Below are 18665 nucleotides of genomic sequence, written 5' to 3' on the forward strand. Positions count from 1 at the left end.
CTCCTGGTGGGGTGTGGATGACGGGGGGAATGGTCCGGGGCGGCTGGCTCGGTGGTGTCCGACCACCAGGGTTCACACCGCATCGGGGCCCGGACCCGGGTCCTCGGGGGGCGTGAGCGGAGAGGTGGCCGCGGGCGCATCGGTGGGTGCTCCACCCGTGCCGAACATCTCCACCAGTTCCTTCTCGGCGTTGACCACCGCGGCGAGACGGCGGACGCCCTCGCGGATCTCCGCGGGGGAGGGGTAGCAGAAGGACAGGCGCATGTGGTCGGCACCGCGACCGTCGTAGTAGAACGCCGTGCCCGAGACGTAGGCGACCTGCCCGCGCACGGCTCGGGGGAGCATCGACTTGGCGTCGAGCCCGTCGGGGAGGGTGACCCAGGTGTAGAAACCACCCGCCGGGGTGGTCCAGGAGCAGTCGGGCATGTACTCCGCCAGTGCACCGAGCATCGCCTCGCAGCGCTCCTGGTACATCGCGCGGAAGTCCTTGACCTGCCCGTACCAGTCGTACTCCGCCAGGTACCCGCCGATGGCCATCTGGCCGACCATCGAGGGGGAGAGGATCGCGGACTCGGAGGCCAGGACCAGTTTGTCGCGGATGGCGTGGGGTGCGTAGGCCCATCCGATGCGGAACCCCGGGGCGAACATCTTCGAGAAGGACCCCAGGTAGACGACACCCTCGGGGGAGTAGGACTTCAACGCCGGCAGGGGATCGGAGTGGAACCCGAGGAGCCCGTACGGGTTGTCCTCGAGGATGAGGATCCCCTCGCGCATGCAGATCTCGGCGATGACGGGACGGCGCTCCTCGGAGAGGGTCACGCCGGCGGGGTTCTGGAAGTTCGGGATCGTGTAGAGGAGCTTGATGTGGCGGCCCTGCCCGCGCAGCTGCGGATCGTGGTCTCCAGGGCCTCGGGGACGAGGCCGTCGTGGTCCATCTCCACGTGGACGACGTCCGCCTGGCGGGCGCGGAAGACACCCAGGGCGCCCACGTACGAGGGCGACTCGGCGAGCACCACGTCACCGGGATCCACGAAGAGCTCGGTCATGAGGTCCAGCGCCTGCTGGGAGCCGGTGGTCACCACCACGTCGTCGGGGTCCGCGCCCGCGATCCCGTCGTAGGACATGACCTCGGTGATGCGCTCGCGCAGGACCTCCCAGCCCTGCCCGGAGCCGTACTGCATGGCCACGGTGCCGTCGCGCAGGATCAGCTGCTTGGCGGACTCCGCGAGGTCCCTGATGGGCAGGTCCTTGAGGTTGGGCATGCCACCGGCCAGGGAGACGACCTCCGGGCGTGAGACGACGGAGAACAGCGCCCGGATCTCGGAAGCTCGCAGGTTGTGGGCTCGCTCGGCGTAGGAGCCGAACCATGGATCGAGCCTGTTGCCCTGCGTGCCGCCCGAGGGGCGTGTCATGTCGCTCACGGGACCTTCCTCCGTCGCTGTGGCGCAGCCCGGACGGGCCGCGTCCCCCCAGTGTGCCACCCGACACGGGCGTCCTGCGACGCGCGCTGCCGCACCCGGTGACCTCAGGTGCGGGGGGTGAGGAGGGCGCGCAGCTCCGCCTTCGGGCGGGCGCCCACCAGCCGGGCGGTCTCACGGCCCCCGGTGCACGCGAGGTAGCAGGGCACGGCGGTCACGCCGTGGGCGCGGGCCACCTCGGGGTGCTCCCCCACGTCCACGGTGAGGACCAGGGCCCGGCCCGTGAGTTCGCGGGCCAGCTCCCCCACGACGGGTTCCATCTGCCGGCACGGTGCGCACCAGTCCGCGGTGAAGGCGAGGAGGACGGGCACGGCGGAGGTCAGCACGCGTTCCTCGAGGTCGCGCGGTTCCTGCAGGCCGCCGGACCCCCGCCGGGCGGCCGGGTCCTGCGGTGGCGGCCCGGGGGGAGGGGTCGGGAGCGGTCGGCTCACCGGCCCCGGACGGCCAGCCAGCGCTCCGCGTCGAGTGCCGCGCGGCACCCTGAGCCGGCTGCGGTGATGGCCTGACGGTAGGTGTGGTCGACGGCGTCCCCGCAGGCGAAGACGCCCTCGAGGTTGGTGCGCGTCGAGGGCTCCTCCACCTTGATGTACCCGGCGGGGTCCAGGTCCACCTGCCCGCGGACGATCTCGGTGCGCGGGAGGTGCCCGATGGCCACGAACACGCCCTCCACGGGGAGGATGGTCAGGGTCCCGTCGGTGGTGGAGCGCAGCTGCACACCCTCGACGTTCTCCTCACCCAGCACATCGGCGACCTCAGCGTTCCAGGCGAAGTCGATCTTCGGGTCCGCCTTGGCGCGGTCCACCATGGCCTTGGAGGCGCGCAGGGCGTCGCGCCGGTGCACGACGGTGACGTTGCGGGCGAACCGGGTGAGGAAGGTGGCCTCCTCCATGGCGGAGTCGCCCCCGCCGATGACGGCGAGGTCCTTGTCACGGAAGAAGAAGCCGTCACAGGTGGCGCAGTAGCTGACGCCGCGACCCGAGAGGCGTTCCTCACTGTCCAGGCCCAGGTGCCGGTACTCCGAACCGGTGGCCAGGATCACGGCCCGGGTCAGGATCTCCTCGTCCTCGACGAGGACGCGCTTGACGTCACCGGTGAGGTCGAGCTCGGTGGCGTCGTCGAAGCGGACCTCGGCCCCGAAACGCTCGGCCTGCTCGCGCATGTGCTCCATGAGGTCGGGCCCCATGATGCCCTCGGGGAAGCCGGGGAAGTTCTCCACCTCGGTCGTCGTCATCAGGGCACCGCCGGCCGTCACCGACCCTGCCAGGACCACCGGCGCCAGGCCGGCCCGGGCGCAGTAGATGGCCGCCGTGTAGCCGGCGGGGCCCGATCCGACGATGACGACGTCGTGCACGGTGGTGTCACTCATGGAAGGAGGTCTCCTTGTCCGTCGGTGAACTCACTTGAGGGAGAGTTCGTAGATCCACGCCCAGTTCTGGCCGTCGGGGCCCGTCGGCATCGTCCTGAACGACAGTGACAACGCGGAGAGCTCCGTGGGCTGGGCCAGTTTGATGGTCGTGTTCGGACTCAACGCGGAGGTCGCCAACTCTGTTCCCGTGCGCGGGTTGGAGGGGTCGGTGACCTCGCGCACCACGAGCTCCCCGCCCGAGGTCTCGGGGGCCATGGTCAGGTCGATCTCGGAGACCAGGGCCTTCTCCTTGAGGGTGAGGAGGATGGTCACGGTCTGTTCCTCACGGAACTGGTTGAGGTCGTAGGAGCGCGAGTGCCACTGGGTCGTGGGATCGCCGTCGATGAGGTTCATGACGGAGTCGGGGTTGTCGCCGCCGTCGTCACGCCAGGAGAAGATGGTCGGCGTGGCGATCTGCGGGGCCGCGACCGGGGTCTCCGACTCCGAGGGCTCGGGGCTCTGGCCGGACTGCTCCCCGCTCTGGGACCCGGACTGCTCGCCGGACTGTCCCGACAGGTTCGGGATGTCGAGGTCGCTGCCGATGGGCGTCAGTGCGGTGCGCACCCCCCAGAAGCCACCGCCCAGGACCAGGACCAGGGCGAAGACGAGGGCGGGGACCGTCGGGTCGAGGCGGCCACGCGAGCCGCTCCTGCGTGCGGGACCACTGCCGCTGGGGCCGTCGCCCCGCGGTGCCGCGCCCGACGCGGAGGAGGGCGGCTGGGGGGGTCGGCCACCCCCGGCACCGGAGCCTGTGACGGGGGTGGGCGCGAGGACCTCGGTACGTGTGGAGGTGTCGTCGCCCGGTGTGGCCGCCGGTGGTGTGGCGGGGATCCGGTGGGGGCCGGGGGCCGCTCCGAGGACGGTGGTGGACTCCTCGTCCCCCGTGAGGACGGGGGACCCGCCCTCCGTGGGGATGTGCCCGTCGTCGCCCGGGTGGGACGGGACGTCCTCCGGGGTGGGCGCCACCTCGTCGGGGGGCACCGCGCCGTCGGGCAGGCCGCCCGTGGACGTGGCAGGGGAGTCGGTCGGTGCGCCGTCAGCCGGGGTCCCGGCCGGGGACGCTGTCGGGGTGTCCGGGCCGGGCAGCGGGGGAGTGGTGTCCCCCGGCCCGTCGCCGGTCGGTACCTGCGTCAAGGGGACCGGGCCCGCGTCGGGCCGGGTGGGCTCGGCGGAGGTGGGGGTGGCCGAGTTGCGGAGCGCCTGACGGGTCCTGCCCAGCCAACTCGAGAAGGACCGGCCCGCCGTGGCCGCCAGTGTGGTGCCGGCGGCGAGCATGCCCGCGCCCGCCGGCGCCCCGGGTGCACCCGGCTCCGTGGACACCGGTTGCGTGGGAATGGCTGCCGAGGGGGGTGCCGGGAGGTCGGCGGGGAGCTCCTCGCCCCTCCGGCCCGTGTCCTCCGGCGCAACCCCGTCAGTGTCCGAGTCCGGTGCGGCGGGGGTCGCGGACGGGTGGTCCCGCTCCGCGGGGGTACCGGGGAGGCCACTGCGGTCCTCGCCGTCGGGGGACGACGGGACGGGCCCTGCCTCCGTGTCGGCGAAGGTCGAGGGGTCGAAGGGGATTCCCGGGGGCGGGGGCGCGGGGAGCACGTCGGCGCCGTCGGTCCCGTCGGCGGTTCCCGTCACGTCGTCGTCGGGAGGTGTCCCCCCGGCCGGCGCCCACTCCGGCGACGGGCCCACCGTGTGCGGACGGGCGTCCGCATCGGCGGTCGGTGTCGCTGCGGTGGACGTGGGCGTTCCCCCCTGCGGTGACGGCGGTGCGGGCGGCTCGGTGCCCGCCCGGTCATGCCTCACGTCCGGGTCCTCGGCCGCCTCGTGCTCGGGCGCCGTGTCCTGGGCCGGGGGAGGCGTGGTCGCCCCCGTGGGGCGCAGGATCTCGTCGAAGGACGGCAGGTCGGTGCCCTGGGGGCTTCCGGCCCGGCGGACGGAGAAGCGGGGGACCACGGGGAACTCGCCGGTGTTGGTCGGGTCGCTCGCCGACCAGGCCGTGCCGACGGACGACCAGGTCAGCGCGTCCTCGTCGGGGGTCGGGGCCGTCCCAAAGGGACCTGTCCCGCTGTCGGCACCGGCATCGCCGTCAGCACCGGTGTCGCGCTCGTGCCCGGCACCGTCCTGGTCCCGTTCCATTGCGTCCTCCGTGGCTCGCCCGTCCTGTGTCAACCCATTATCACCGTCCGCGCCCCCGGATCGCCCCACCATGACGCGGCGCAGCGTGGCGGGCAGGGGGAGGCGGCGGGCGAGGGAGGGCAGGACCTGGCCCGAGTCCTCGGGATCGATGAGCCGGAGCACGAGTGCGTAGACGGCTGTGACCACCACGGCCACCACCAGGAGCTTGCAGCCGGCCATGAGGTAGCGCACGAGTCGCGACCCCGGGTCGGAGACGGGACCGAGCAGCGAGATGACCCCCAGGCCGACCAGGAACCCCGCCACGGCGGCGATGAGGAACTTGAGGTACGAGGCGATGATGCGGCCCGGATTGACCTCACGGACCACCCGCGCCACCCAGAAGACCGCGATGAAGCCCTGCAGGAGACGGCACGCCGTCTCCCCCAGCGCCGCGCCCGCGGTCCACCACTGGGGTCCGGCCAGCGCGAAGACCGACCACCCGACGGCCACCTGGAGCAGGGTCGGCACGATGCCCATGAGGAACACGGGGCGTGCGTCCTCCAGGGCGAAGAACACCCGCTGGCTCATGAGGACCATGCCCGTGGAGGCGACCCCGGGCATCAGGGCGAGGAGGACCCAGGAGTACGCCTGGGCCACCTCCGGCGTCGTGCGCGGCGGCAGGGCCAGTTGCATCATCGGGACGGCGCCGGCCATGAGGATCGCCGCGGCGAGCAGGGAGAGCAGCGTGATGAGACGGACGCCCTGGTGGTAGTTCGCGGCCACCGTCTCCCCGTCGTGGTCGGCAGCGGCGTCCGCGAGGCGGGTGAAGATGGCCGTGGCCAGTGACACCGAGATCAGCGACTGCGGGACCATGTAGATCATGAACGCCGTCGTGTAGGAGGCGATGCCCGCCATGATGAGGTTCGTGCCGGCGGCGTGGGTGTCGACCTGCGTCGCCAGGTTGGAGGTCGAGAGGATTCCGATCTGGCTGATGCCGAGCGTCGCGAACGTCCACCCGGCCACCTTCGAGGCGGACCCGAAGGACGTGCCCCGGAAGTGGAAGTCCGGACGCAGCTTCACACCCGCCCTGCGCATGGGGAGGATCAGCACGAGAGCCTGGAACACGACGCCGATGGTGGCGGAGCCCGCCAGAACCCAGAACTGGGCGGAGGTGAAGTCCTCCACGCGGAAGATCCCGTCGTCGGGCGCGGCGCCCCACAGGAGGAGGAATGCGACGAGGCCGGCGATGCCCACGACGTTGTTGACCACCGGTGCCCACATGTAGGGGCCGAAGATCCCCCGGGCGTTGAGGAGTTCCCCGAGCAGGTTGTAGAGCCCGTAGAAGAAGATCTGGGGCAGGCACAGCAGGGTGAAGGCGATGCTCAGAGAGCGCAACTCACCCGTGTACCCCTTGGCGAAGAGGGTCACCAGCAAGGGGGAGAGGACCATCGCGATGAGGGTCACGCCGAAGAGGATGGTGCCCGCCAGCGTCAGGAGGCGGTTGACGTAGACACTCCCCGACCGTGACTTGAGGGCGCGCACGATCTGTGGGACCAGGACCGCGTCGAAGACTCCCGCCGCCAGGAGGTTGTAGACGGTGTTGGGGAGGTTGTTGGCGACCCCGAATGCGGCCGAGACGCTGCCCGCACCCGTGCCGATGCACGCCAGGAGGAGGAAGTTGCGGAGGAACCCGAGCACGCGGGAGACCATCGTGCCCGAGGCCATGACCATCGAGGAGCGCAGCAGGGAGGTCTTCTGCGGCGCGCCGACCACCGCGAGGTCCTCGTCGCCGAGTGGTTCCGCGGGCGATCCGGGGACCAGCGGGAATGCCGGGACCTCCGGCGCCCCGTCGGCGTCGGGCGGTGGGGGCGCCGGAACCGCGTGGTCGTCACTCATCGTTCCTCCTCGGATGCCGGACGGTCCCGAAGTCTACGGCGCACCGTGCGCGCCACACCTGCGACGAGCATCACCACGAGCGCCCCGGCGACCACGGCGGTGCCCATGTCCTCCCACTCGGCGCGCATGCGCACCGTGACGGACTGGGCGTCGTCGAGGACCTGGCCCCCCGGAGTCGTCACGAGGTAGCCGACCGTGATGTCGCCCGACCCGATGGCGGAGACCGGGACGTCCACGGAGGCGGTGCTCCGCGCCGGGATGGTGGTGGTCTGGGGACTGGTGACGCTCAGGCGGGGGTCGGAGGGCTCCAGGGTGACGACCACCGTGACGTCCCAGGGGAGGTCGTTGGTGACCCGGACCGGGAAGTTGGCGGACTTGTTGATGAGGTTGACCGTGGCGGAGGGCTCCGCGCGCACGGCGGTGAGCAGGGAGTGGACGAGCTGCTCGAAATCGGAGAGCCGCTCACTGCGCTCCTCGGTCGTGCCCGTCGCCGAGAGCGTCTCCAGGGCCGCGTCCTCCAGGCGGTCCTGGAGGTCGCGCGGCTGCGGGATCGCCTCCGCCAGGGAGGCGGTGCTGGACAGGGCGTCGGAGATCGAGGTGAAGACCCGGGAGGTGAGGTCGTCGAGGGCAGGCGCCTCGGCCACGGTCTGGCGCTGGAGGTCCGTCGGATCGGAGTCCACGACGTCGGTGAAGGACAGCGGCGCCACCCAGCGCTGGTCGAGGAGGGCGGTGAGGCGGGAGGTGAGGGAGGAGTCGAATGTGGTTCCCCGGGAGACGGGGACGAAGAGCGTGCGCGACTGGTTGGGCAGCTCACGGGTGATGACCGCGGACAGGGCGGTGAGGACCTGCTCGGTGTCGAGCTCGTCCGCCGCGCTCGTCGGCTCCCAGCTGAGCAGCTCGGCCAGTGCGGTCCGGGAGGTCAGGACGGACACGGTGGCGTCCGTGGCCCCCTGGGTGGAGGACTTCCCCGTCGTGGGGTCCACCTCGACCCGCGCCACGGAGGTGAAGGAGATCTCGTCGGTGGGTTCCAGCGATCCGGGTGGTGCGATGAAGGTCTCGCCGGGGAAGGCCTGGAGGGCCTGGCGTCCGAAGGTCCGCGTGGTCGGCCAGACGACGTCGCGCACCACCGTCGCAGTGCCCTGGTCGAGGGAGGAGTCGCGGGACTTCGAGGCCAGGTCGAGGAGGCTCTGCGAACCGCCCATCGCCAGTGCCGCGAGGTCCGCGTCCCAGCTCGGCAGCGCCACCACCTCGTCAGCCGTGTCCAGGAGGGTGCGCGTGAAGGACGTCGTGGTGCCGTCCCCGCTCTGGCCGGAGGTGGGCGACCCTGCGTCCGAGGTGGGCGACCCTGCGTCCGAGGTGGTGCCGCTGGGGGTGGGGGAGGCGGTCGTGGTCGGGGAGCCCGTCGCCCCCGGGGTCGTGGTGCCGGTGGGTGTGGGGGTCGCCGAGGGCGAGGAGGAGGGTGCGGACGGGGGCACACCTGACTGGGCCCCGTCCACGGAGTCCGGGTCCTCCGTGCCCGTCAGCACCTCGGGGTCGATCGCCAGGGTGACCCCGGGGGTCGCGGCGAGGTCGAGGGCGGTCGCGCCCTCGGCGCTGGGATCGGTGCCCGAGGCGCTCGTCCAGGGCACCAGGGTGCCGATGCCGGTCGACGCGACCTCGTACCCGGAGTCCCACACGAGCACCGTGCGGTCCCGACCGCTGGCGTCCCCCACGCTCGCGTCGACACTGAGCCCGCGGGGGCCCCAACCGAAGGAGCTGCCCAGGGGGAGGTCGGAGGTGGCGACGGTGACGGCGAACGCCGCGGACTGCCCGGCCGCGAGGGGGCGGTCGAGGGTGGTCGTGGCGACGAGGGCGCCCGAGGGCTGTGTCCCGGAGAGGAAGCCGGTGAGTTGCTCCTGGCTGAGGGGGGTGACCGACTGCAGGTGCACCTCGATGTGGATCCCCCCCTCGAGGGTCCCCTCAGTCGTGTTGGTGATGGTGCCGGAGACGACCACGTGGTCCTGGGTGGTGAGCACACGCGGGGAGAGGTCCTCGATCGCGACGTCGAGGCCCGAGCTGTCCGAGCCCGCCTCGGTCCCCAGCACCGCGGGGCGGGTGTCGGTGGTGGAGGCGTCGTCGGCGAGGGCCGGGGACACCGGTGCCAGCACGGTGGCGGTGGGGACCAGTGCACAGGCCGCGAGCAGGGCGAGGAGGACCCTGCGGGCGCGGCGGGTGGGTCCGGGGCACCGCCGTGGGGCCGGGTGTCGCGCCCCCATCAGCCCTCCCTGTACAGGAGGTCCATGGCGAGTCCGACGATGCGTCGTTCGTTCGGGTAGGCGAGCTGGCGGCCCAGGTCCGCCAGGGGGATCCAGGCTGCCGCTTCGGCCTCGTGGTCGGGATCACCCTCCACGGTGATCTCGCCCGAGACGTAGCCCATGAGGAAGTGGTGGACGACCTTGTGGACACGGCGGTCGGGACCCGAGAACCAGTAGTCGATGGTGGCCAGGTGACGGATGACACGGCCGTGGATCCCGGTCTCCTCGGCGACCTCCCGCAGGGCGGCCTCCTCGGCCGTCTCCTCACCCTCCAGGTGGCCCTTGGGCAGGCACCACTCGATGCGGCCCGCCCGGTTGCGCCGGGCGATGATGGCCGCGTAGGGGACGGTGTCGACCACGTCCACCACCAGACCCCCCGCCGAGGTCTCACCCACGACGGGCAGGTGTGACCCGTGGGCATGGATCGGCCGCAGCGACGCGTGACTCCGCGGTGGCCGGGGCACTCCGGGGCGGCGGTCGGTCGAACGGGCGGGCATGTCCCCACTCTAGGCGGCGATCGGGGAGGGAACCCCATCCGGCACCAGTCGGACGCCGGTCGACGGGGGAGCCCCCCGGGGTCGTGGCCCCGGGGGGTCCGGGCAGGACCGTCTCCCGCCACCTGCCCACCGTCCCCGCCCCGCACCTCGGGGGAGCGGTGGCGCGCGACGGGCGTGGGGTGGGGCCGGTTCCCCACCCACGGGTGGACGTGGCACGCTTGGGTCGATGACCGACCACGCCCCCTCCCCAGCACCACGCCCCTCCACGCCTCCCGATGACAGGGTGCCCGGGGCCACCTCCGCAGTCCACCGGCTCCCGGTGGGGGCGTCCGCCCCCGTCACGGCCCATGACGTACCCACCCTGCTCGCCAACGCCCGACGGGCCTTCTCCCACCTCCCCGCCGGCGTCGTCGAGCTCGGGCACGTCTTCGAGGAGGCCGGCGAGGAGATCGCACTGGTCGGCGGGCCCGTGCGCGACGCCTTCCTGGGTGTGACGCCCCACGATTTCGACCTCACGACCTCCGCACGCCCGGAGCGCACCGAGGAGCTCCTGGGCCGCTGGGGGGACACCACCTGGGACGTCGGACGCGAGTTCGGCACCATCGGGGCCCGGAGGGGCGGGCTGGTGGTGGAGGTGACCACCTACCGCACCGACTCCTACGACATCGGGTCGCGCAAGCCGGAGGTCACCTACGGGGACACCCTGGAGGGTGACCTCACGCGGCGGGACTTCACCGTCAACGCCATGGCGATGCGCCTGCCGGGCATGGTCCTGGTGGATCCCCACCACGGCCTCGAGGACCTCGCCGAGGGCCGCCTGCGCACCCCGGTCACCGCCGAACAGTCCTTCGACGACGACCCGCTGAGGATCATGCGCGCCGCGCGCTTCGCCGCCCAGCTCGGCATCGACGTGGACGAGGACGTCATGGACGCGATGGGTGCCATGGCGCACCGGCTCGACATCGTGTCGGCGGAGCGCATCCGGGCGGAGCTGGAACGGCTCATCGTCTCGCCCCTCCCCCGCCGCGGCCTGGAGCTCATGGTCCACACCGGTGTCTGCGACGTGGTGCTCCCGGAGTTCTCCGCCTTGGTGGACACCCGCGACGAGCACAACCGTCACAAGGACGTCTACGAGCACACCCTCACGGTCCTCGACCAGGCCATGGCCCTGGAGACGGGACCGGACGGTCCCGTCCCCGCCCCCGACTTCGTGCTCCGCTTCGCGGCGATCATGCACGACGTCGGCAAGCCCGACACGCGACGCTTCGAGCCCGGTGGCGCCGTCTCCTTCCACCACCACGAGGTGGTCGGTGCGAAGCTCACGCGCCGACGCATGAAGGCCCTGCGCTTCGACCGGCACACCACCGACGCGGTGGTGCTCCTGGTGCGCCTGCACCTGCGGTTCCACGGCTACGGGGAATCGCCCTGGACGGACTCCGCGGTGCGCCGGTACGTCACGGACGCCGGTGACCAGCTGGAGCGGCTCAACAGGTTGACCCGTGCGGACTGCACGACACGCAACCGGCGCAAGGCCATGCAGCTGGCCGCCGCGTACGACGACCTGGAGGCGCGCATCGCGTCGCTGCGTGAACGCGAGGAGCTCGACTCGATCCGTCCCGACCTCGACGGTGACCAGATCATGGCGGTCCTCGGCATCACCCCCGGCCCGGAGGTGGGCTCGGCCCGGAAATTCCTCATGGACCTGCGCATGGAGCGGGGTCCGATCGGTCCGGAGGCCGCGGAGCAGGAACTGCGACGGTGGTGGGCGGAGCAGGGGCACAGCTCCTGACGCACGTCTCCGCCACACGCCACTGAACGCGTGTTAAGATGTTGAACATGCGTTCAACCCCTGGGGGTTCCACGGCGGACCGGATCCTGGAGGCGGCGATCCGTCGCTTCGGTGAGGACGGGCTGGACGCCCCCCTGCGCGTGATCGCCGCGGACGCGGGGGTGAGCGCCCCCCTGATCCTCCACCACTTCGGGTCGAGGGCCGGTCTGCGGCAGGCCTGCGACGCGCGCGTGGCGGCCCTGACGAGGGCGGCCAAGTCCGCTGTCCTCGACCCGTTCACCGGCGTCTCCGCCTTCGTCGACCAGTCGAGGGACGCCGGTGGGTACGCCGAGGTCATCGCCTACATCATCCGTCTGCTGCAGGCGGGCGGCCCCACGACCGGGAGGCTCGTCGACAGCCTCGCCGCCGCCACGTCGGACTACCTCGAGGAGGGGGTCCGGGCGGGCACGGTGCGACCGAGCCGCTTCCCCGCCGAACGAGCCCGCGTCCTCGTGGAGTCCTCCCTGGGCGCGCTCCTCCTGGGGCTGCCCGCCGACGGCGGGAGGATCGACCTCGACCAGCTGCCGGGCCGGCTCGACGAGCTCCACCGCCGCATCGCGGGGCCGTTCCTCGAGCTGTACACCCAGGGCCTGCTGACGGGCCCCGAGCTCCTCGAGGCCCACCTCTCCCCCGACCTGTCCCCGCACGCGGCGACGCCGCCGTCGACCCAGGAGGAACCCCATGAGTGAACCCGTGATCGAGACCCGTGCCCTGCGCAAGGCCTTCAGGACCGTCCAGGCGCTCGACGGCCTGGACCTGGTCGTCCGGCCCGGGGAGGTGGCGGGCTTCCTCGGACCGAACGGGGCAGGGAAGTCCACCACCATCCGCATCCTCCTGGGAATGCAGCGGGCCGACTCCGGGCACGCCCGGGTCCTGGGGATGGACCCCTGGACCGAGGCGGTCGAGCTCCACCGGCGACTCGCCTACGTCCCCGGTGACGTCACACTGTGGCCCAACCTCACGGGCGGGGAGACCATCGACCTCCTCACCCGCCTGCACCGCACCACGGCCGACCGGCGGCGACGTGCCGAGCTCCTCGAACGGTTCGAGCTCGACCCGACACGCAGGACGCACACCTACTCCAAGGGCAACCGGCAGAAGGTGGCCCTCGTGGCGGCGCTGCTCACCGACGCTGAGCTCTACCTGTTCGACGAGCCCACCTCCGGCCTGGACCCGCTGATGATGGCCGTCTTCACCGAGGAGGTCAGGGCACTGCGCGACCGGGGGCGGACCGTCCTGCTGTCGAGCCACATCCTCGGTGAGGTCGAGGCCCTGTGCCACAGCGTCACGATCATCCGCGGCGGCAGGGACGTGGAATCCGGCACCCTGGCGGACCTGCGCCACCTCACCCGCTCCTCCGTGGTGCTCACCTCCGACATCGACCCCGCCCGCCTGCGCGGCCTCCCGGGTGTCCACAACGTGACGGTGGATGACGACCGCGTGGACTTCGACGTCGACAACGCGGCGCTGAGCTCCGTGGTCGACGCGATGGCCACTGCCCATGTGCGCGGACTGCAGGTCACCCCGCCCTCGTTGGAGGAGCTCTTCCTGCGCCTCTACGACTCCCATTCCGGGTCGTCGCAGCCGGGGAACGACGGGGCCGACGACGGGCTCCCCGGGGCGGGTGTCCGATGATGACCGGGGTGGGGACGCTCGTGCGCCTGGCGCTGCGCCGTGACCGCGTGCGGCTCGTGGCGTGGGGACTCGGCTTCCTGGTGACGATGTGGTTCTCCGTCGCCGCGGTGATCGACGCCTACAGCGGTCCGGGAGCGCTCGAGGCGCGTGCGGCACTCGCCCACAGCCCGGGCACCGTCGTCATCGCCGGGCCCCTCTTCGGTGCCGACGAGCCCGGCATCGGGCCCGTGGTGGCCAATGAGCTCACCACGATGCTCCTGGTCGTCGTCGCCGTCATCAGTGTGCTGTGCGCGGTCCGCCACACCCGCGCCGACGAGGAGGCGGGCCGCACCGAGCTGGTGCGCGCCCAGGTGACCGCCCGTCGCGCCCCGGCCGTGGCCGCCCTCGTGGCGGTGGCCACCCTCGACCTCGTGGTGTCCGCAGCGGTGGTCGTCGCCCTGGTCGGCCAGGACCTCCCGGTCGTGGACTCCCTGGCCCTGGGGGCGTCCTGCCTGCTCACCGGGTTCCTCTTCGGAGCGGTCGCAGCCGTGGCGGCGCAGGTGGCACCCTCTGCACGGGGCGCCTCCTCCCTCGCCATGGGTGTCCTGGGGTCGTCCTTCGCGGTGCGCGCCGCAGGGGACGTGCTCGAGCCCTCGACCGGTTCGTGGCTCTCCTGGCTCTCGCCCCTCGCCTGGGCGCAGCAGATCAGGGCGTACGCCGACCTGCGGTGGTGGCCCCTGGCCCTCGTCCTCGCGGCGACGGTGGTGGCACTCGTGGTGGCGGCTGCCCTCTCGGACCGGCGGGACCTGGGCTCGGGGCTCCTGCCCTCCCGCCCGGGTACCGGGGTGGCCCGCCCCCCGCTGCTGTCGGGCGGTGGGTTGGCGCGGCGTCTGCTGCGTCCGGCATTCCTGTCCTGGGGCACGGGCATCGTGCTCACCGCGGCCCTGTCGGGGTCCATGGCCCGTTCCGTGGAGGGCATGCTCTCGGAGTCACCTGAACTGGCCGCGTGGATGGGCACCTCCTCCCACGACCTCGTCGCCTCCTTCTCCACCTACATGCTCGGCTTCCTGGTCGTGATGACCACCGCCTTCGCCGTCTCGTCGGTCCTGGTGCTGCGCGGGGAGGAGAGCTCCGGCCGCGCCGAGCTCGTGCTCGTGTCGGGGGTCCCGCGCACGCGCTGGGTCACCGTCTGGATCGCGGTGGTCGCGGTGGAGACGGTCGTCATCCTCGTCACGGCGGCCCTCGCGATGGGCGTGTGCACGGTGGTGGCACTCGGTGAGTGGCGCTGGGTGGGGGACCTCCTGGTCGCCGGCCTGGTCAACGTGCCGGGCGCCCTCGTCGCACCGGCCCTCGCGGCGGCACTGGTCGCCTGGCTGCCGCGATGGGCGCCGCTGGCGTGGGTGATGGTCGGGTGGAGTGCCTTCGTGCTCCTGCTCGGCCCGGTGCTGGGCCTGCCGGAATGGGTGGGGCACCTCTCCCCCCTGGGACTCACCCCGAAGCTCGCGGAGGCCGCGTTCACGCCCGCACCCGTCCTCGCCCTCGCCGCGGTCGTGGTCGTGCTGGTGCTCCTGGTGCGTCCGGGGACCGCCCGGAGGGACCTCCTGACGGGCTGACGCGGGCATCCTAGGATGGGACCACGCCGCCGGGCGCCCGGGGAGTCCGGTGGGAGGGACTGTCCGCCCCGCCCTCGTGAAGGAAGACCTGACATGACCATCCCCACCCCTGCTGCGGCCAGTGCGGACATCGGCGTCTACGGGCTCGGCGTCATGGGATCGAACCTCGCCCGCAACCTGGCGCGCAACGGGTACCGCACGGCGGTGTTCAACCGGACCCCCACCCGCACGGAGCGCCTCATGGCGGCCCACGGCGACGGCTCGGAGGGCGTCTTCGTCCCCTCCCTCGACATCGACGACTTCATCCGTTCCCTCGAGCGTCCCCGCGTCGCCATCATCATGGTCCAGGCGGGGGCCGCCACCGACGCCGTCATGGAGCAGCTCGCCGCCCGCATGGAGGCCGGGGACATCATCGTGGACTGCGGGAACTCCCTCTTCACCGACACGATCCGCCGGGAGGCGTGGGCGCGCGAGCGGGGGCGTCCACTTCGTGGGTGCCGGGGTCTCCGGCGGCGAGGAGGGTGCCCTGTGGGGCCCCTCGATCATGCCCGGGGGCACGAAGGAGTCCTACGACCGCCTCGGCCCCATGTTCGAGAGGATCTCCGCCCACTACGAGGGCGTCCCCTGCTGCACCCACATCGGACCCGACGGGGCGGGTCACTTCGTGAAGATGGTCCACAACGGCATCGAGTACGCGGACATGCAGGTCATCGCCGAGGCCTACGACCTGCTGCGCCACGGGCTGGGGACCGGGCCCGCGGAGATCGCCGACATCTTCTCCCAGTGGAACACCGGTGAACTGAACTCCTTCCTCATCGAGATCACCGCCGAGGTGCTGCGCCAGGTCGACGCCTCCACGGGGATCCCCCTGGTGGACCTCATCGTCGACCGGGCCTCCCAGAAGGGCACCGGCAAGTGGACCGTGCAGACGGCCCTCGACCTGGCGGTGCCCGTCACCGCCATCGGCGAGGCGACCTTCGCCCGCGGCGCCTCCTCGGCCACGGCGCAGCGCACGACGGCCAGGGTCCTGGACGGGCACGCGGCGCCACTGCAGGTCGCGGACCGTGACGCCTTCGTCGAGGACGTGCGCCAGGCCCTCTACGCCTCCAAGATCGTCGCCTACTCCCAGGGGTTCGACGAGATCACCGAGGGTGGGCTCACCTACCACTGGGACATCGACAAGGGGGCGCTCGCGCGCATCTGGCGGGCCGGGTGCATCATCCGCGCGGCCTTCCTCGACGACATCTCACGTGCCTACGTGGACGCCCCTGACCTCCCGCTGCTCCTCGCGGCGGAGCCCTTCGCCACCCGGATCCAGGAGGCCGTGCCCTCCCTGCGCCGTGTCGTGGCGCTCGCGGCCGGGGCGGGGGTCCCGATCCCCGTGTTCGGCTCCTCGCTGTCCTACTTCGACACGATCCGGGCGGAGCGGCTGCCGGCCGCGCTCATCCAGGGGCAGCGGGACTTCTTCGGGTCCCACACCTACCAGCGCACCGACCGCCCGGGCACCTTCCACACCCTGTGGGCCCAGGAGGGCCGCCCCGAGGAGCAGTGGGACTGATCCCGGGCGGGGATCGTCGCGCGCGCCACACTCCGTGGAGGATTCCCAGACTCCGTGCGTAGTCTGGAGGTTCGAGGCTCTGCACGGAAGGTGGACACGTGGCGAACAACGACGGGAAGATGGACTGGGACCAGGTGGTCTCCGGATCCACCTCCTCCCCCCAGCCCTCCTCGCGCCGGGGCGGCACCGGGGCGAGGTCCGGGTCATCGCGCGCGGGCTCCGGTGGGCGCAGGGGCAGGATCGGTCGGCGCATCGGCCTGGGCATCGTCTTCACCGTGCTCGGCGCCCTCATCGCGGGGCTCGCCGCCTTCCTGGTCCTCTACATGCGACTCGACGTGCCGGCGGCGGACGAGGTCGCCCTCGCCCAGACCACCACCGTCTACTACTCCGACGGCACCACGACGATGGGGACCTTCTCCGACATCGACCGGAAGATCATCGACACCTCGACCCTGCCCGACTACGTCGGGAACGCCATCGTCGCCTCGGAGGACCGCACGTTCTACACGAACGCGGGCATCGACTTCAAGGGCATCTTCCGCGCCCTGCTCAACAACGTCTCCGGCGGGGGCCGTCAGGGTGGATCGACCCTCACCCAGCAGTACGTGGAGCGCTACTACCTCGGGGAGACGACGTCCTACAAGGGCAAGATCAAGGAAGCGGTCCTCGCGGTCAAGATCAACCGCGAGCAGTCGAAGTCCGAGATCCTCGGCAACTACATGAACACGATCTACTTCGGACGCGGGGCCTACGGCATCGAGGCGGCTTCGGAGGCCTACTTCGGTCATCCCGCCTCCGAGCTCTCCCTCTCCGAGTCGGCCCTGCTCGCAGGGATCATCCCCGCGCCCTCCGCATGGGACCCCGCGGTCGACGAGACCCAGGCGAAGGACCGCTGGGAGCGGGTGCTGGGCCTCATGGTCGAGGACGGGCACATCAGCCAGGCCGAGGCCAGCGCCGCCACGTTCCCCGAGACGATCGAGCCCTCGACGGGCACCTCGTCGATGACGGGGACCAACGGCTACCTCATGGAGCAGATCCGCAAGGAGCTCATCGCGACCGAGCAGTTCAGCGACGAGGACCTCGACACCGGTGGTTTCCAGATCGTCTCCACCATCGACAAGACGAAGCAGGACGCGGCCGTCGCGGCGGCGTCGTCCATGACACAGGTCGCGAACTGGGACAGCGACACGATGCACACGGCGCTGTCCTCCATGGATCCGGCCACGGGTGAGATCGTCGCGGAGTACGCCGGCGCGGACTACCAGAAGCGTCAGCAGAACGCCGTCACGCAGGACATCGCGGCCGCCGGGTCGACGTTCAAGACCTTCGCGCTGTTGGCCCACGCCGAGGAGGGGGGATCGATCCTCGACACCTATGACGGGAACTCCCCCCAGTCCTTCCCGGGTCTGACCGACCCGGTCCAGAACGACGGGAACTATTCCTTCGGCACGGTCTCGCTGGAGACGGCGACGAAGTACTCGATCAACACCGCCTTCGTCGGGCTGAACGAGGAGGTCGGACCGGCGAACACGATGAAGGCGGCCATCCGGGCGGGCATCCCCGAGAAGACCAACGGACTCGAGGACACCCTGCTCAACGTGCTCGGCTTCGCCGCCCCCCACAACATCGACATCACGCACGCCTATGCCACGATCGCCTCCGGCGGTCTCAAGGTGGACCCCCACATCGTGCGCCAGGTCAAGGACTCCGACGGGAAGGACGTCTACACGACGCCCGTGAACCCCGAGCGGGTGTTCTCCGCGGAGGACGTCTCCGAGATCATGCCGGCCCTCGAGGCCGCCATGGGCACCGGCGGCACCGGCGAGAAGGCCGCCTCCCTGGGGCGCGTCGTCGCCGGGAAGACCGGCACCTCCGAGGAGCAGAAGTCCGCGCAGTTCGTCGGGATGATCCCCCAGTTGGTGACCACGGTGTCGATGTACCAGACCGGCGAGGACGGGACCTCCTCCGTGCCCCTGTCCGACATCGGCGGGCTCGACCAGTTCCACGGTGGCGACTGGCCGGCCGACGTGTGGCTGAAGTACATGCAGGTCGCGGTGCAGGACCTGCCGGACGAGGGGTTCTCCTGGCTCACGACGAGTACGAGGGCGCCCTCGGTGGCCCCTGTGCCGACCCAGACCCACGCACCGGAGCCGGAGCAGACGGAGACCCAGACCTACGCACCGGAGCCGGAGCAGACGGAGACGGAGACCCAGGCCCCGGAGCCCTCGGAGCCGACGGAGCAACCGGTGACCCCGGATCCCGAGCCGGACGACTCCCCTCAACAGTCCGGGCATTGAGGGCGTCGCTGACTCCCGTGCCGCGCACGGCCCCCCGGTGCGGGTCCACGTCCCGGGTGGTCGACCGGCGCCCGACCAGGAC

General features: G+C 71.7%; 10 protein-coding genes and 2 pseudogenes. 6 read left to right on the forward strand and 6 right to left on the reverse strand.

All coding sequences use genetic code 11. The annotated features are described in order from the left end of the window. Positions 1 to 72: 72 nt before the first annotated feature. From TA90_RS04040 to TA90_RS04065, 6 genes and pseudogenes are all read right to left on the reverse strand, one after another. A pseudogene (locus tag TA90_RS04040) lies at positions 73 to 1412 on the reverse strand (aminotransferase-like domain-containing protein). Between the two features lie 113 nt (positions 1413 to 1525). Next, the gene (locus tag TA90_RS14915; protein ID WP_082031409.1) at positions 1526 to 1957 is read right to left on the reverse strand and encodes a thioredoxin family protein; all 432 of its coding nucleotides are present in this window, start codon (positions 1955 to 1957) and stop codon (positions 1526 to 1528) included. Further along, entirely contained in the window at positions 1906 to 2844 is a 939-nt protein-coding gene (gene trxB / locus TA90_RS04050) for a thioredoxin-disulfide reductase (protein WP_043534726.1), read from the reverse strand. The genes TA90_RS14915 and trxB overlap by 52 nt, the downstream gene beginning before the upstream one ends. Before the next feature lie 30 nt (positions 2845 to 2874). After that, entirely contained in the window at positions 2875 to 6717 is a 3843-nt protein-coding gene (locus TA90_RS14920; RefSeq protein WP_231550654.1) for a murein biosynthesis integral membrane protein MurJ, read from the reverse strand. A 161-nt stretch (positions 6718 to 6878) separates the two neighbouring features. Continuing rightward, a complete protein-coding gene (locus TA90_RS04060; RefSeq protein ID WP_043534727.1) occupies positions 6879 to 9137 on the reverse strand; it encodes a DUF6049 family protein in 2259 nt (752 codons plus the stop codon). Next, positions 9137 to 9601: an NUDIX hydrolase gene (locus tag TA90_RS04065; protein ID WP_231550655.1), complete on the reverse strand. Its 465-nt coding sequence runs from the start codon at positions 9599 to 9601 to the stop codon at positions 9137 to 9139. The genes TA90_RS04060 and TA90_RS04065 overlap by 1 nt, the downstream gene beginning before the upstream one ends. 298 nt (positions 9602 to 9899) lie before the next feature. On the opposite strand from TA90_RS04065, the gene TA90_RS04070 reads away from it, so the two are divergent. The 6 genes and pseudogenes from TA90_RS04070 (at position 9900) to TA90_RS04095 (ending at position 18583) form a co-directional block, all read left to right on the forward strand. Beyond that, a complete protein-coding gene (locus TA90_RS04070) occupies positions 9900 to 11462 on the forward strand; it encodes a CCA tRNA nucleotidyltransferase (RefSeq protein ID WP_082031413.1) in 1563 nt (520 codons plus the stop codon). A 47-nt stretch (positions 11463 to 11509) separates the two neighbouring features. Continuing rightward, complete coding sequence (locus TA90_RS04075) at positions 11510 to 12190, forward strand: TetR/AcrR family transcriptional regulator (protein WP_052450486.1); 681 nt, start codon at positions 11510 to 11512, stop codon at positions 12188 to 12190. Then, a complete protein-coding gene (locus tag TA90_RS04080) occupies positions 12183 to 13136 on the forward strand; it encodes an ABC transporter ATP-binding protein (RefSeq protein ID WP_052450487.1) in 954 nt (317 codons plus the stop codon). The genes TA90_RS04075 and TA90_RS04080 overlap by 8 nt, the downstream gene beginning before the upstream one ends. Beyond that, positions 13133 to 14728, forward strand: a complete 1596-nt coding sequence (locus TA90_RS04085) for an ABC transporter permease (RefSeq protein ID WP_147513369.1) — start codon at positions 13133 to 13135, stop codon at positions 14726 to 14728. The genes TA90_RS04080 and TA90_RS04085 overlap by 4 nt, the downstream gene beginning before the upstream one ends. Positions 14729 to 14821: 93 nt before the next feature. After that, positions 14822 to 16286 (forward strand): annotated as a pseudogene (gndA, locus tag TA90_RS04090) (NADP-dependent phosphogluconate dehydrogenase). A 98-nt stretch (positions 16287 to 16384) separates the two neighbouring features. Further along, the gene (locus TA90_RS04095; protein WP_052450488.1) at positions 16385 to 18583 is read left to right on the forward strand and encodes a transglycosylase domain-containing protein; all 2199 of its coding nucleotides are present in this window, start codon (positions 16385 to 16387) and stop codon (positions 18581 to 18583) included. The last annotated feature ends 82 nt before the right edge of the window (positions 18584 to 18665 follow it).

The organism is Actinomyces polynesiensis, from assembly GCF_000820725.1.
In the GTDB taxonomy this organism is placed as follows: domain Bacteria; phylum Actinomycetota; class Actinomycetes; order Actinomycetales; family Actinomycetaceae; genus Pauljensenia; species Pauljensenia polynesiensis.